The sequence below is a fragment of the Candidatus Zymogenus saltonus genome (genome assembly GCA_016929395.1).
Taxonomy (GTDB): Bacteria; Desulfobacterota; Zymogenia; order Zymogenales; family Zymogenaceae; genus Zymogenus; species Zymogenus saltonus.
This window is the reverse complement of the sequence record JAFGIX010000025.1, coordinates 39,030-54,646: the sequence shown is the minus strand read 5'-3', so window position 1 is coordinate 54,646 and position 15,617 is coordinate 39,030. Positions and strand designations below refer to the sequence as shown.

The 15,617-nt window shown below is 46.3% G+C and carries 13 protein-coding genes and 1 pseudogene; 8 read left to right on the top strand and 6 right to left on the bottom strand.

Features of this window, described 5'->3' with window-relative positions; genetic code table 11:
- Window positions 1–2: 2 nt before the first annotated feature.
- Both JW984_05090 and JW984_05085 read left to right on the top strand, forming a co-directional pair.
- A complete protein-coding gene (locus JW984_05090; protein ID MBN1572556.1) occupies window positions 3–623 on the top strand; it encodes a hypothetical protein in 621 nt (206 codons plus the stop codon).
- Window positions 624–688: 65 nt separating this feature from the next.
- Window positions 689–1,240 carry an RsbRD N-terminal domain-containing protein gene (locus tag JW984_05085; protein MBN1572555.1) on the top strand — a complete coding sequence of 184 codons (552 nt, stop codon included), beginning with the start codon at window positions 689–691 and terminating at the stop codon, window positions 1,238–1,240.
- A gap of 165 nt (window positions 1,241–1,405) precedes the next feature.
- Here the strand turns inward: JW984_05085 and JW984_05080 are convergent, their stop codons facing one another.
- Entirely contained in the window at window positions 1,406–1,633 is a 228-nt protein-coding gene (locus JW984_05080) for a hypothetical protein (protein ID MBN1572554.1), read from the bottom strand.
- A gap of 156 nt (window positions 1,634–1,789) precedes the next feature.
- Window positions 1,790–2,647 (bottom strand): 16S rRNA (cytidine(1402)-2'-O)-methyltransferase, encoded by an 858-nt coding sequence (gene rsmI / locus JW984_05075; protein ID MBN1572553.1) that lies wholly within the window; start codon window positions 2,645–2,647, stop codon window positions 1,790–1,792.
- An 86-nt stretch (window positions 2,648–2,733) separates the two neighbouring features.
- Between rsmI and JW984_05070 the strand changes: the two genes are divergently transcribed.
- On the top strand, window positions 2,734–2,922 hold the full coding sequence (locus JW984_05070; GenBank protein ID MBN1572552.1) for a 50S ribosomal protein L28: 189 nt from the start codon (window positions 2,734–2,736) through the stop codon (window positions 2,920–2,922).
- Between the two features lie 437 nt (window positions 2,923–3,359).
- Here the strand turns inward: JW984_05070 and JW984_05065 are convergent, their stop codons facing one another.
- Genes JW984_05065 through JW984_05055 form a run of 3 tightly spaced genes read right to left on the bottom strand, consistent with a single transcriptional unit; the run spans window position 3,360 to window position 8,495 of the window.
- Entirely contained in the window at window positions 3,360–5,510 is a 2,151-nt protein-coding gene (locus JW984_05065; protein MBN1572551.1) for a bifunctional (p)ppGpp synthetase/guanosine-3',5'-bis(diphosphate) 3'-pyrophosphohydrolase, read from the bottom strand.
- A gap of 37 nt (window positions 5,511–5,547) precedes the next feature.
- Entirely contained in the window at window positions 5,548–6,636 is a 1,089-nt protein-coding gene (ispG, locus tag JW984_05060; protein MBN1572550.1) for a flavodoxin-dependent (E)-4-hydroxy-3-methylbut-2-enyl-diphosphate synthase, read from the bottom strand.
- 20 nt (window positions 6,637–6,656) lie between these two features.
- Window positions 6,657–8,495, bottom strand: coding sequence for a diguanylate cyclase (locus tag JW984_05055; GenBank protein ID MBN1572549.1), 1,839 nt, complete (start codon window positions 8,493–8,495; stop codon window positions 6,657–6,659).
- A gap of 525 nt (window positions 8,496–9,020) precedes the next feature.
- On the opposite strand from JW984_05055, the gene JW984_05050 reads away from it, so the two are divergent.
- From JW984_05050 to JW984_05040, 3 genes and pseudogenes are all read left to right on the top strand, one after another.
- The gene (locus JW984_05050) at window positions 9,021–9,734 is read left to right on the top strand and encodes an NAD+ synthase (protein ID MBN1572548.1); all 714 of its coding nucleotides are present in this window, start codon (window positions 9,021–9,023) and stop codon (window positions 9,732–9,734) included.
- Between the two features lie 73 nt (window positions 9,735–9,807).
- Window positions 9,808–11,010 (top strand): annotated as a pseudogene (locus JW984_05045) (serine hydrolase).
- A 537-nt stretch (window positions 11,011–11,547) separates the two neighbouring features.
- The gene (locus JW984_05040) at window positions 11,548–11,883 is read left to right on the top strand and encodes a LysM peptidoglycan-binding domain-containing protein (protein ID MBN1572547.1); all 336 of its coding nucleotides are present in this window, start codon (window positions 11,548–11,550) and stop codon (window positions 11,881–11,883) included.
- Between the two features lie 754 nt (window positions 11,884–12,637).
- Here the strand turns inward: JW984_05040 and JW984_05035 are convergent.
- Complete coding sequence (locus JW984_05035; GenBank protein MBN1572546.1) at window positions 12,638–13,771, bottom strand: glycosyltransferase family 4 protein; 1,134 nt, start codon at window positions 13,769–13,771, stop codon at window positions 12,638–12,640.
- A gap of 200 nt (window positions 13,772–13,971) precedes the next feature.
- Between JW984_05035 and JW984_05030 the strand changes: the two genes are divergently transcribed.
- Both JW984_05030 and JW984_05025 read left to right on the top strand, forming a co-directional pair.
- Complete coding sequence (locus JW984_05030; GenBank protein ID MBN1572545.1) at window positions 13,972–14,559, top strand: winged helix-turn-helix transcriptional regulator; 588 nt, start codon at window positions 13,972–13,974, stop codon at window positions 14,557–14,559.
- A gap of 71 nt (window positions 14,560–14,630) precedes the next feature.
- Window positions 14,631–15,596 (top strand): GDP-mannose 4,6-dehydratase, encoded by a 966-nt coding sequence (locus tag JW984_05025; protein ID MBN1572544.1) that lies wholly within the window; start codon window positions 14,631–14,633, stop codon window positions 15,594–15,596.
- The last annotated feature ends 21 nt before the right edge of the window (window positions 15,597–15,617 follow it).

The window sequence follows — 15,617 nt, the reverse complement described above, 5'->3', positions numbered from 1 at the left end:
TCATGAAGCGTACTTTTAAGATTCTATTTGCATCGGCAATCATTTTGCTCCTTTTTTCCTGTGCGGGGATGGGAAATAAAAAAGGAGCCGTCATGGTCATCCCCGTCGGAGACGGGAAGGATCTGCCGAAGGGATTCAGGTTCGACGGGAACACCATTTATTTTACCGTATTGGACGCAGTAATAAAAATCAGATATATGGATCATTCCGACACGGACCTCTTCTTTCTGAAGCACGAGATCACAAATCCTTTTTTGAATTACTATTCTATGAGGGAGAAGTTTTTCCTCTTCGAGGTCACAATAACGAATAAAACCAAGAGTATGATGCGGTTTAATCCGAAGAGATCGAGCGTCTATGTAAGCGGGCAGTACTTCAGGGGCTCCCTGGATTACTCTGAGGTTTTGGTGCGTTTTAACCGCTACGCGCCGCTGGGCGACCCGGCGCCATTCAAAAAGACCATGTACGATATATACCTCGATATTCCCCCCGGGACCGCCGTCGAGGGACTGCTGGTCTTTCCGGAGCTCCCGAACTCCGTAAACAGGTTCGTTGTGATGGTTCAGGACGTCTACATAAGCGACCGCTCCTTTGCCATTCCATTTGAATTTAAAATGAAATAGATTTTTATTGACAACACAAACCGCTGATGATAATTTATTGATATTATATATTTATGGAGTAACCTATGATATCTGAAAAACTTGTTACATTAATAGAAAATGATGCCGATATACTTACCAAACATTGGCTAACCAACGTAAGGGCTAATCCATCAACCCCGACATATCACGAATTTAATGAAGAGAAGCTTTACAAGCGGGCTCACCTTGTATACAGCCAGCTCAGCCACTGGATATCGAGGGAAACGAGCAAGGAGGAGATAAGAAACTATTACACAAAACTGGGTCTGGAAAGGTTTAAGGAGGGCTTTGCCCTTCACGAGGTAGTCAGCGCCATTGTTCTTCTCAAAAGACACCTCTGGATCCATATCCTCTCCGACGGTCAGTTGTCAACGGCCTTCGAGCTTTACCAGTCTCTGGAGCTGAACAACCGCGTTGTCCTGTTTTTCGACAGGGCGATATATTACACAATCATCGGTTATGAAGAAGCAATAAGACTTGAATTGAAATCGGACAAGAAAATTTATAAGAATATCTTCGGGAAATTCCTTAGTACACAAAAGAAGGAAGAGGACAAAAAAAAGAAGGAAAAGGATGAAGATAAAGAGGACAAATAGACTCCATATAAAAACCTGTTTGTTTTTTCAATTCCTTGACCGCTGTTTCACTAATTAATGCCCTTTATGAAATCCCCTGGCTTTAAGGTGTTGTTTCAGTCACAAATGTCCCTTAAATAAACCCCGTGCTTTGCGGTCTTCATCATTGCGACTTTTTGAATAGATTTAGTCTCTCATCTCCTTAACTGCTGTTTCATAAAGTTCCACGACGGAGTCTCCAGGCTCTGCGTCCTTCATCTTTGCAATTTTCAAAATCCTATTGCCTCTTCCCCTCCTTAACCGCTGTTTCAGTTGCAAACGTCCATGAAAGAAGCCTTTAGCTTTGCGGTCTATGCTTTTTCGATTTCCAGAACCTGTTTTCCTCTTCCCTTCCCTGTCTTCTATTTCATTCATAAACGCCCATGACGAAGTCATCAGTCTCCACGGCTTATAGCTTTAAGATTTCCAAAGCGGATTTAGTCTCTACTATCCTTGTCTACTATTTAATAAATATCCTTGACAGAGACTCCGGGCTCTACAATCAATATCTTTACTATTTCCAGAATTGCTTTAGTCTTCCCTTTCCCCAACCGCGATCTTATAAATTTCCTTGACGGAGACCCCGAGCCTTGCTGCCAATATCTTTGCGACCTCTTTGGTCTTCTTTTCAGGATTTTGCTCGACGTACTTCTTTACCTCACTGATTAAGTCATCCCTGTCCAACCTGCTTCTTATACCCCCGCCTCCCGAAACCATGAGCACTATCTCCCCTTTGATCTCTCCCCTCTTTTCAAGCTCGTCAATTATAACGGACAGAGAGCCTCTTATCACCTCCTCGTTTAGCTTTGTGAGCTCCCTGCAAACGGCCGCTTTTCTTTCTCCAATAATGTTTAAAATATCGCTTAAGGTTTTGGCAATCCTCTTCGGCGATTCAAATATGACCGAAGTTCTCCCATCACCTTCAATTTTCGAGATTTGTTCCAACCTCTTTTTCCCCTTTCTCGCAAGGAATCCCAGAAAAGAAAACTCGGACGTATCGAGTCCTGATACAGAGAGGGCACAGATTATTGAAGACGGACCGGGAACGGGCACCACGGGAATTCCCCCCTCGACGCATTTTTTAATAAGGTAGTCCCCTGGATCGGACACAGTCGGCGTGCCCGCATCCGAGATAAGGGCAATATTCTTCCCGTCGTTTATCTTATCAATTATCATTCTTGTTGCCCGCTCCCTGTTCTCCTCCCGATAGCTTATTATTTTGGTTTTTATGTCATATACCGAAAGGAGCTTTTTTGCCCTTTTTATGTTTTCCGCGGCTATAAAATCCACGTCTCTGAGCGTCTGAAGCCCCCTTATGGTGATGTCCTTTAGGTTTCCTATCGGGGTTGCAACCACATATAAAATGCCCATATCCTTATTTTTTTTCATATTTTATCTTGATTTTCTCATAGAATTTGGTAAAATAATCAATTCTGTAAATATATTATCGGTCCAACTATCAGGAGAGACAAACGATGAGTCGAGTTTGCGATATCTGCGGGAAAGGGCCCGTCGTTGGAAATAACGTAAGCCACGCCCACAACAAGACAAAACGGAGATGGTACCCCAATATCCATACCATGCGAATCAAGATCGGAAACAAGGTGATAAAGGCGAAGGTCTGTACGCGCTGTCTCCGCTCGGAAAAGGTGGTGAGGGCCTAAGCCTGCGGTCCTCCCCGCCGCCGAACGGGCCTGAGTAGTAGATGGTGAGGGCATGAGCCTTTAGTACTCCTCCCGCCTAACGGGCCTCAGGAGTTGATACATTTCCGAATCTTTTTCAAGTCAGATCCACTCAGGGCGGCGACAATTATTATTTTAAGAGACAATTTAAAAAAAGATGAATTTTGCTTTCCGCTTCCTTACACCCCGCCGGCTCTCTTGACCCCCGCTGAAAACAGGTACTTGTTTTTTGGTAAGAAAGTTTTAGAAATTGGATGCCCTCCGGCTTCTTTGGCCCTGCCGTCTTCCCTGACCCCAATAAGACCCTATCCCCCGATTTCCGTCGGCGGACGTCCTATTGGCCTTATGGATATTTTACTCACACGACATCCCCTCACATCCCGACCCCTCATAAATAACGATCAACCTGAATCCAAATATCAGGTCATCCTCTTTACACTTATGACGCTCTTCTTTTTCGTCAACGAACCAATAACCCTGTTTAAATGATCGAGGTCGACGACCTCCAGGTGAAAAAGAAAATTTGCCTTATTATCTTCGGTAGTTAATTCAACGTTGCTGATGTTCGCGTCCGCCTCAGATATCGCCGTTGCGACGGACGCGAGAACTCCTTTCTTGTTTTCACACGATACCAAAATTCTGCTCGTGTATACCCCCATCTTGTCCTTGGTGTCCCACCCTACTTCGATCAAGCGCTCCGAAGGAAATTCCAGAAGGTTGGAGCACTCGGAGTTATGAATGGTAAGTCCTCTTCCGCGGCTTATAAATCCGACTATTCTGTCCCCAGGCAACGGGTTGCAGCACTTGGCGTACCTGACCATGACATCGTCCACTCCGCTGACCAAAACTCCGCTGCTGCTCCTTTCCTTTTTCCCCTTCTTAATCTCCTTTTTCTGAATGGATTCAATATCTACCGTGTCCTTGATATCTTCCTTCGGGATGAAAAACTCCAAAACCTCCGATACCGTTATCTTTGCATTTGCGACCTTGGACAGGAGTTCTTCCAGACTATTCGCCTTGAGCTTTTCCATCGCCTCGTTCATCTGCCTCGATTTCTGCTTCTTCTGGAAACTAAGACCGTTCTTAAGGAATTCCTTTTCAAGGATCTCCCTCCCCAGGCTAATGCTCCTCTCCCTTTGCTCCGTTATGAACCAATGCTTTATCTTCTGTTTAGCCTTTGATGTGGCAACGGAGCGGAGCCAGTCCTTGCTCGGCTTCTGGCTCTTGTTCGTTATTATCTCAACGGTATCGCCGTTCTGGAGCTTGTATTTCAACGGCACTATCTTACCGCTTATTTTCGCACCGGAACACGTATTTCCTATGTCCGTATGGATACTGTAGGCGAAATCCAACGGCGTCGCCCCCCTTGGGAAGGCCTTAACGTCCCCCTTTGGAGTAAATACATACACCTCTTCCGGGAACAGGTCTATCTTGACGGTCGCTATGAATTCCCTGGGGTCTTTCACGTCCTGCTGCCACTCGAAAAGCCTTTTGAGCCAGTCGTAGCTCTCCTGATCCTGCTGTTTTACCTGTCCTTTCATCTCCTTGTAACGCCAGTGGGCGGCTATCCCCTTTTGGGCGATCTTGTGCATCTCCTCTGTCCTTATCTGTATCTCTATCCTCTCCCCCTTGGGACCGATCACCGTTGTGTGGAGGCTTCGATACATGTTCGGTTTGGGCATCGCGATGAAGTCCTTGATCCTCCCCGGGACAGGCTTCCAGAGAGAGTGGATTATCCCCATCGCGCCGTAGCAGTCACTTATCGTGTCGACAATGACCCTGAAGGCGACGAGATCATAAATCTCGTCGAACCCTATCTCCTGGATCACCATCTTATTGTGTATTCCGTAAAGGTGCTTTATCCTATTCTGGAGACGCGCCTTGATCCCGTTTTTGTTCAGCTCCTTTTCGATTATTTTCATAACAGCGCTGCTGTATTTCTCTAGCTCTCTCCTTTTCGATTCAACTTTTTTCAGCAAGTATCTGTATATATCGGGCTGGAGAACGAGGAACGTCAGGTCTTCGAGCTCGTTTTTAATCCAGTCTATCCCAAGTCTGTTTGCCAGAGGCGCGTAGATATCGAGCGTCTCCTGGGCGATGATCTTCCGCTTTTCCGAGTTGTGAAATTGAATCGTCCTCATGTTGTGCAGGCGGTCCGTAAGCTTTATCAGAAGCACCCGAATGTCCTTCGTCATGGCTATGATCATCTTTCTGAAATTCTCGGCCTGCCTCTCTTCCTGGGTGGAAAAGCTCATCCTGCTGATTTTAGTAACGCCGTCCACAAGCAGGGTAATCTCTTTTCCAAATGTCTCCTCTATCTGTTCTATAGTAGTAAGGGTATCCTCGACCGTATCGTGCAGAAGGCCCGTCGCCACCGAAGGGACGTCCATGTTCAGGTCGGCCAAGAGAGACGCCACCATCAGGGGGTGAGATAGATAGGGCTCTCCGGAAAGCCGCACCTGTCCCTGGTGCACCATGGCTGAGAACACGTATGCCTGCTTTATAACATCGAGATCGCCTTTGGGATTGTAATCTCGAACCTTATCTAATATTTCGTTCAGCCTTATCATTTGAAAAGTACATTAAGTATCAAACACTTTGTTAGTATCAGTGACAACCGGCCTCATGAGACTCGTTTTCTGCCCTTATCTTTTCAACTTCTTTGATGAGCTCATCCAAAAGCTCTGCTTCCTTTACCTTCTTAATTACCTTGCCGTTCCTGAATAAAAGGCCCATACCCTTGCCCCCGGCGATTCCCACATCGGCCTCTCTTGCCTCCCCTGGCCCGTTTACCTCGCATCCCATCACTGCAACGGTTATATTAAGGTCCAGTCCCTCAAGTCTTCTTTCCACCTCGTCGGCTATCTTTACAATATCTATCTCGGTCCTGCCGCACGTAGGACACGATATGACATTGACCCCCCTCTTTCTGATTCCGAGGGCCGAAAGGATCGTGTAGGCGCATATCACCTCTTTTACGGGATCTCCCGTCAGGCTTACCCTTATCGTGTCTCCGATCCCTTCATATAGCAGAATGCCTATGCCCACGGCGGATTTTACTGCACCCTTGAAAACCGTCCCAGCCTCCGTTACCCCCAAATGAAGGGGATAATCGCAAACCTTTGAAAACTCCCTGTAGGCGTAAACCGTGTCCATTACGTTTGCGGACTTCAGAGAGAACTTGGTGTTTGTATAATCTGAATCTTCAAATATCCTGAGGCAATTCAGTCCGCTCTCCACCATGGCCCTTGGTGTCGGCCCGCCGTGCTTATTTAGTATCTCCTTTTCCAGCGACCCGGAGTTCACGCCGATACGTATCGCCACATTATCCAACCGGGCGCGATCGATTATTTTAAGCAGCCGCTCTCTGCCTCCGATGTTTCCCGGATTTATCCTTATTCCCTTGGCCCCCGCCTCCATTGAATATATTGCAAGGAGATAATCGAAGTGTATATCGGCAATTATCGGAACGGGGGACTCCTTAACGATCTCCTTCAACGCCGAAGTCGCATCCATATCCTTGACCGCCACCCTCACAATCTCACAGCCTCTTTTATACAGATCTTCAATCTGGGAGAGGGTCGCCTTGACGTCTTTCGTGTCGGTCTTTGTCATCGATTGAACCACAACCGGATTCTCCCCGCCGATTCTCACATCCCCGACACTTATGGCCCTGGTTTGTCTTCTTGTAATCATCTGTTTTTTTGAGAAGGATTTTAGTTCTTATGAGTTCTAATCTGTGTCTTCTTCTTGCTCTTTGCGGCGTACATGGCATTATCCGCGGTGTCGATAAGCTCTTCTATCGATTTATGGTTGTCCAAGGAGGAAATTCCGATACTTATTTCCAGATCGCCGAAGTTTTCCTCAAATTTCTGAGTTATACGGGATGCGATCTTTTCAGCGTTTTCCTTCTTGGCATTGGGAAGAATTATTGCAAATTCGTCTCCGCCGTATCTAAAGGCGAGGTCAACATTACAGCGTATCGATTTCGTAGTAATCTTCCCAAAGGTACGAAGAACTTCATCTCCGGCCAAATGTCCATATGTATCATTAAATACCTTGAAGTCATCGATGTCCAGCATCATAAGACACATTGGAAATGATTCCTTTCTGGCCGATACCAGATTTTCTCTTAATGTCTTAAAAAAGTGCCTTCGGTTGTAAAGACCCGTCAGGCTGTCCGTGATGGTGAGGCGTTTCAATCTCTCTTCCACCCTCTTCCTGTCGGTTATATCCTTTCCCACGACCAGAACACCCTCTATTTTGCTCTTATCATTGAAAAGGGGGGAGGTGCTGATTACCACGTTCCTTATGCTTTTTCCGTCACTTTCAAGCATCTCAACCTCGTAGACCTGTCTCACCCCTTCCCTTAAGGTCTTCCTGAATCTTCTGCCCCTGTGTCTATTCGAGAGGACCTCGAGAAAGTATTTCCCTATGAGATCCTCCCTTCTGTATCCGAACTCCTCCATCTTTGGATTGAGGTATGTAAATCTCCCGCTCCTGTCAAGCACATAAATAATATCGTTGGCGCTCTCTATAATGTTTTCGAGGTAATCTTTAGCCTCACTCAATTCAGATTCGGATTTCTTCTTTTCGGTTATATCCCTCGCGAAGCACAGAATTGCAAGCTGATTGTTGTAGCGCGTCAAGGATGTGGTCATCCATATGGCGATCTTTGAACCATCTTTCTTGATGACGTAATATTCGTACTGGGTCGTCTGCGCCTTCTTTCTGTAAGCGTTTTCGTATGAATCTACAAGATATTGTTTCGATTCAGTCGAAACGAAATCCGAGAAGTCCCTGCCGATTATCTCCTTTGTCTCGTACCCAAGGAGCTTTTGAAGCATCCTGTTTGCGAAGACGATCCTGTAATTCTGAATAATGAATATGGCATCAGTTCCCCTTTCTATAATCAGACGATACATCCTCTGGGATCTGAGCAGCTCCTTTTTTACAGCATTAATCTTTGCGTGAGACCTCTTAAGAATATCGAACTTCCTCGCATTTACAATTGAAACTGAAATGTTATCAGAAAAGGCATTGATATTGGCTATGTCATTATCATTTAGCTTACGTGAAATATACTTGTCGTCAATAATGATAACACCGATGGATTCATTCCCTAATGTAATGGGAATGATGATATACGATTTCAAACCCAGGCTTTTTATAAGCTCCTCGTCCTGGAATGTCTCGTTTTCTCTAAAACCATACCTGTTTGAATCTTCTACGATAACCGAGGTGTCTTTTAAAAGGGCATATGCCGAGGCGCTCAGCCTATCATCATTGTCCGGTCTCAGGGTTACGGCGGGGATATTCTGAAGTGTCTTCCTTAAATCTTTATCATCACGTCCAATTTCACCTCCCAATCTAAAGCGCATGACAAGGGAGTTCCTGTTCTTTAGGCCGATGATCACCCTTCCGTAGCCCAGAGTCTCAACAATCTCTTTGGAAACAGCCCTTAAAACAGAAATAGCCCCGCCGCTCTTCGTGGAAGACTCGGAAATATTTCTAATCGCCTCCAGATGCTTCTGGATACTGAAGTCGTCTGACATGGACTGTGCTTTGCAACATCCTTTATGTAAATTTTTAATATTTTATAATTCTTTAAAATTATAGCATAATTTAACTTAATTTACAATACTGCTCTAATGTTTTATGTAATCATTATCACAATTTGTATTAATGTTAGTGGTTTGTCAACCTCCTTCCGATCAACAAATTCACCTCAAATATCACCATCCAACACTCCGATATATCGCCTTTTTAACAAAATTGTAACTTTGTGAGCTTTCCTTTCAATTATATTTTATCCACAAAAACTTTTTACGTCAATACAATACGTATTTCTCCTCCCTTTTTAATCTCATTTCAACTGTGGTTCAGCGCATCTTTTTATAATCTCTCATCTTTCCAAAGAAACTTGACGATCTTTTTATTTTAATATATCTTTATAAAGGCTTCCTATATAACTATTTGCCATTTTTTTAGAGAGGAACAATTTGAGAGATTACCCGAAAGAGTTTTCTTTGGATTTGGTCGTGGAATTTCGTACGACCCTTGTTGATTTCATACGAAATATGATGTCGGAAAAAGGATTTAAAAAGGTTGTCCTGGGGATGAGCGGAGGCGTCGATTCCACCCTCGGGGCCTTTCTGGCGGCGGAGGCCCTGGGGCCTGAGAACGTGACCGGGATACTAATGCCCTATAAATCATCTTCCCCTGCGAGCCTCGAACACGCCGGGCTTTCGGCGGATAAGCTCGGCATAGAGACTATGATCATCGATATAACGCCGATGGTGGACGCCTACTTCGTCCGTTTCCCGGACGCCGATCACGTAAGGAGAGGAAACAAGATGGCGAGGGAGAGGATGTCCATCCTATACGATCAGGCCCAGAGGGGGGGCTCCCTCGTCCTCGGGACGTCGAACAAGACCGAGACAATGCTCGGATACAGCACGATCCACGGAGATTCGGCATCGGCCTTCAACCCCCTCGGGGCGATTTACAAGACCGAGGTGTGGATGATGGCAAATCTCATGGGCGTTCCCAAGGTAATTGTCGAAAAGGCGCCAACGGCCGACCTCTGGGAGGGGCAGACGGATGAGGGTGAGTTGGGTATTGACTATCTCACAGCCGACAGAATCCTTTACCACCTGATCGAGCTGAAGAGCGCGGAAAACGAGATTGAGGCTCTCGGAATACCGAAGGCAAAGATTTCTGCTATCAAAAACCTGATAGAAAAATCTGAGTTCAAGCGAAAGATGCCGGACGTTCCTGTGCTTCAGAGATAATATCCATAATAGAAATTATTTTTTAAAGGAGAAAATCATGAGCAAAAAGAAAACAGGAAAAAAAGGCGTATTCCTGTCAAAGCTTTTCAAGGCCGTTGTCATCCTCCTTGTTGTCCTCGTCGCCCTCGGGGCAATCTATCACAAGGAGCTGATAAGGCTCTATAAGGTCATCACCCTCTTCGACGAGGACGTCATCGTGGAGAACTTCAGAAGTATGGGAGGCTTCATCGACTACAGGGTTGTCCACAGGGGCGACACCACGTACGAGTTCGGAAGGGCCGAGATGAAGCTTCCCGAGACGTACGTCTACAACGGGGAGACCAAAAATATCAATAAGTTTCTTGAAGACACCTGGACCACTGGACTTGTAGTCATCTTGGACGACAAAATCGTCTTCGAGGAGTACTACCTCGGAAACAGTGAGGAGTCGAAGGCGATCTCCTGGTCGGTGGCGAAGTCGTTCGTCTCGGCCCTGGTGGGGATTGCCGTCGACGAGGGGTACATCAAGGACATCGCCGATCCCGTCTCCGACTATGTCCCGATGCTTAAAGGCACCGGCTATGACGGCGTCTCGATAAAGGACGTCCTCCAGATGTCGTCCGGCATCCGCTTCAACGAGGACTACTTCGACTTCTTCTCGGACATCAACAGGATGGGGAGGGTAATCGCGCTGAACCTGTCGCTGGACAAGTTCGTGGCGTCCCTCATCAATGAGCGGGAGCCGGGAACGTACAACCACTACGTCAGCATGGACACCCAGGTTTTAGGTATGGTCTTGAGGGAGGCCACGGGGCAAAACCTGTCGTCTTATCTCGAAGAGAAGATCTGGAAAAAGATCGGGATGGAGTCCGATGCCTACTTCCTCACCGACGGCAAGGGGATGGAGCTCGCCTTCGGCGGGCTGAACGTCGTCCTGCGCGACTACGCCCGCTTCGGCCGCCTCTATCTTAACGGCGGCGGCTGGAACTGCGAGCAGGTCGTGCCAAGGGATTAGGTCAAGGCTTCTATCACGCCGGACGCCCCCCACCTCATGCCGGGGGACAATCCCGCTTCCGACTGGGTCCTCGGCTACGGCTACCAGTGGTGGATTCCTCAAAACCCCGAGGGGGATTTCCTTGGGATAGGTGTCTACAACCAGTTTTTGTACGTCCACCCGGAGTATAACGTCGTTATCGCAAAGACCTCGGCTTACGCCCACTACGACGTGGACGGCTTCGACAGGGAGCTCGAGACGATCGAGGTATTCCGGGCGATAGCGAAGGGGTTGGGGAGGTAGTTAGTTGACTTTTTGTTTGTCCGTAAGGAGGAAGATTCTGTTCCCCCTCCAATATATCTTTTTGCATCATATATTTACAGAAATGAGGCCTTAAAATGGCGAAGTGTGAATATAAATATTATCCTTGGCTTGTAGAATTTTGTAATCACATTGCGATAGAAGAAGCAGATAGGGATGGTAAAAAGAAATGTATTTTCCACAGTTGGAGGGAAGATAAGAACGTTGAGAAATTTTATGAAGAATTCAAGAAATTGTACGAATCTGGTAAACATGATTTCAGGGGCTTTGTTTTTCCAAAAAGTTTTGATTTTAAAAGGTTGCGTAATGACTCTAAATCAACTAATGGCCTTGAATTCGAGAATGCAAATTTCTCACATGCTCGCTTTCTATGCGATGTAGATTTATCTGATGCTAAATTTTACGGTAATTGCGGGACTGACTTCAGTAGGGCAAAATTTTTAGGTAATATGGGTACAGACTTCGGTGAAGCAATATTCTCCGGCAAGGGAATGATAAACTTTGTTGGGACAGAATTCTTTGGCGATGAGGGAACAAGCTTCAGATATGCAAAATTCTCTGGCGAAGGTGGTACAATCTTTAGTGGTGCAAAATTCAATAAAGGCCGTTTCCACTGTTGTCCTGATGTTACTCCTTATAACACTGGGAGCCTGTGCGACGGGGCCGGGGGTCTACCATACCGTCAAGGAAGGGGAGACGCTTTGGAGGATATCGAAGACTCAGACAATGATTGGACAATTTTTAATTATGCTGAATTCTCAGGCAAAGGTGAGGTTAAATTTGAGGGAAAAACTTTCTACAACGAAAACAAAGCAAAGTTTTTTGGTGTCTCATTCGAGAGACCGGACAAAGTAACCTTCGATGGTGTTGACCTAAATCGTTGCCGTTTTTTAGGAACGGATATTAGTTATATTAAATTTAAGGAGGTTTTCTGGGTTAATCAAACTTATACTGAAAAAGATTTATTTGAAGAAGTAGCAGTAAATGATGATTTCAATCAAAGTTCACCCTCTAATAGTTGGGATGTAAAAAATATATTGGAAAAATTTGTAACATCTCTTAAGAACATCTTTAAACGTATTGAGATTTACGATGAGGAGTTTCTTAGGGGAAAAGTAAAGGATGCAGGAAATCATTATCATGTCCAACAACTCTACAATCAGCTTCGGCTCAATTACGAGAGGAGCGGCAGATACCACGAGGCGGGGGACTTCTTTGTCGGCGCCATGGAGATGCGAAGGAAGGGAACGCGGGAAAAGTGGATAATCAGAAAGGCGCTAACCCTCTACAAGTGGATCTCCCTCTACGGCGAGAGGCCGGTAAGGGCGCTACTGTGGTTGATTGGATTTTGGCTCCTTTTCGGCCTTATTTATTCTCTCATAATTGGCATTAACTACAACGGTAAAGACGATGTGGGATTCTTATTCAACACCTACAACGGAATTATGATAAGCCTTGACTTGCTAACACTCGGTAAGGTCAAACCTATTTACGATTTGTTAAAAAGCCCTCTGGCCCCATTTATAAGGGGAGTTCAGACTATTATTAGTGCCACCATACTCTCCCTCTTCATCCTCGCCATGAACAGGAAGTTCAGGAGGACGAAGGACTAAATCCCGAGGACTTCTTCGTAAATCTGTTCGGTCTTTCTGACCATCTCCGGGATCGTGAACTTCTCCTTAAGCCGCTCAAATCCAGCCTCGCCCATTCTTTTGGACTCGGCCCGCTCTTTCATGAGGCGCCCCATCGCTTTGGCAAGCCCCTCCGGGTCCTTAGGCTGGACGAGTAAGCCCGTCTCCTCCTCGACCACGATCTCGGGTATGGACATCGTGGATGTTGATATGACGGGGAGCCTATGGGCCATCGCCTCGAGAAGGACCAGGCCGAATCCCTCCCCCAGCGTCGGCAGGACGAAGGCGTCAGATATTGAAAGGATCGACGACACGTCCTCGCGCCTCCCCAGAAACCTTACCACATCCCCTACACCCATGTCGTGGGCCTTTTTGGTAAGCTCTTCCCTCAAGGGCCCGTCCCCCATAATAAATACCGTAAAATCTTTATATCCCTCCCGCTTCATCCTTGCCGCCGCCTCGATCAGATACGGGTAACCCTTGACGTCCACCAGCCTCCCTACCGAGGCGAACGTGAAGATCCCCTCCCCCACGTTCAGCTCCTTCCTCACCCTTTCGCCTGTTGCCTTCGACCTTTTCAGATACCCCTCCCAGTCGAGACCGTAATGGACCGTCACCATCTTTTTTTTCGGTATCATGTCGCTCTTGTTGACCTTGTCCTGCAGGGCGTCCGAGATCGTTATCACCCTCTTAACGAAAAAGCTGAACAGGCCGTTTATTTTATAAAAGTGGCTCGTTTTGTCGTAGTTGTCGTAACCGTGCTTCGAGGAGATGATGTGTGGGGCGCGGGCCATCACCGCCGCCATGATGCCGTAGATATCGCCGTGGATCAGGTGGGTGTGGACTATGTCGAAACTCCCGCCCTTGATGAACCGCACAATCTCCATAAGGCATGATAAATCAAGGTGCGATCTGATCACTATCCTCTCTCCTTGAACAGACCTCGATTCAAGTATGTCAAAATAGTCATCCACGCGGTTGTTCGGTTCTACCAGCCCCAGAAAAGTCGGCTCAAACCTATTTCTGTCAAGGTTGGACATGAGGTCTACAAGGTGGTTTTCGGAGCCGCTGATTCCCGTTATCTTTTGAATGTGCAGGATTCTGTGTGCCAAGGCATATTCCCCTAAATATTTTCCTGAAGATTATTTTTCAAAGTATACTCAATATCGACTTTAACTGCAACCTGATATTCTTAATATTTCAAAATTACCGCTTTTCGGCCCGCTTTATTTAAATCTTTTTTATACAATTTTTTTTGACAAAACCTATAGTATTTGATATTGTTTACTCGTTGAACGTTTTGGAGATCGATGTGGACAGAGAGGAGATAAGAACGCTCCGTATAATGGAGGAGATAGAGAGGGATAATACCATCAGCCAGAGGACCCTCTCCCAGAAGATCGACATCTCCGTGGGGCTTGTCAACCGCTTTATAAAGAGGCTTGTGGAGAAAGGGTATTTCAAGGCCACGACCATCCCCTCCCACCGCGTCAAGTATATGCTCACTCCGAAGGGGATAGCTGAAAAGACCCGTCTCACCTATGAGTACCTCAGGTATTCCCTCAGGTTCTACAGGGAGCTCAAGGATTCCCTTCAAGAGGTGCTGAGTGAGATAAGGGTCGACGGCATCGATAATATACTCCTTTACGGCACAGGCGAGATAGCGGAGCTTGCGGTCTTATTTTCAAGGGTAAACGAAATTGAGATTGTCGGAATCGTGGACGACAGGGCAGGCGGCCTCTGCCTTGAGATGAAGATCTCACCACTGTCTGAGATCAGGGATTTTTCATTTGATGCAATTCTCATCCTACATACTGAAGAGGTTAAGGAAAGGATCTCATCTCTAAGCGAGCTCGGGGTGGAAAAGAGCAAAATATACACGCTGAAAAGGAAGAGGTAACAGCGTCTTTTTCAATTAGAATTCACATCTTTATTTAAATTCTGTATTCAAAGATAAATATGTCAAAAGATATCAAAAAAGTAGTGGTTACAGGCGGTGCGGGCTTTATCGGATCGCACCTTTCGGATAGGCTCGTTTCCCTTGGGAATGAGGTTTTCGTAATCGATAACTTCGACGACTACTATCCCGAGAAATTCAAAAGGAGAAATATTGAATCCCTCCTGAAAAAGGATGGGTTTAAGCTCATTGAGGGGGATATCAGGAACTACGATTTTATAATCGACTCCTTCAGGTCGATCTCCCCCGATCTTGTTGTACACCTCGCCGCAAAGGCAGGCGTAAGACCCTCCATAAAGAATCCTCTCCTCTATCAGGAGGTGAACGTCCTCGGCACAAACAATATCCTCGAGGCCATGAAGGAGCTCGATATTAAGGACCTCCTCTTTGCCTCCTCATCCTCCGTCTACGGCGACTGTCCCAACATCCCCTTTTCGGAGGACGACCTCATGGCCAAGCCGATATCCCCCTACGGCGTTACCAAGAAATGCTGTGAGGAGCTTTGCTACACCTATCACAAGCTGTACAACCTGAAGATTCTTTGCTTTCGTTTTTTCACCGTATACGGGCCGAGACAGCGTCCGGACATGGCGATCCACAAGTTCACAAACCTGATAAACAACGGATCTAAAATAGAGGTGTACGATCAGGGGAAGGGGAGCAGGGATTACACATATATCGATGATATAATAGACGGGCTGATTGGCGCGTTTGGTTTCATATCATCCGAGACCACGCCCTTCTATGAGATAATAAATTTGGGGGAGTCGGTGTCCGTTAATCTTTTAGAGCTTATAGAATTGATCGAATCGGGACTGGGAAAGGAGACCGAAAAGGTCATGCTGCCCCGCCAGCCGGGAGATGTAAAACGCACTTTTGCGGATATAGAAAAGGCAAGGAGTCTTTTAGGCTATAATCCAAACACGTCCATGAAGGAAGGCGTCGAGAGATTCATCGAGTGGTTTAAAAATCCTTGGTAGCGGCAGGGCTTTTTATTTTAT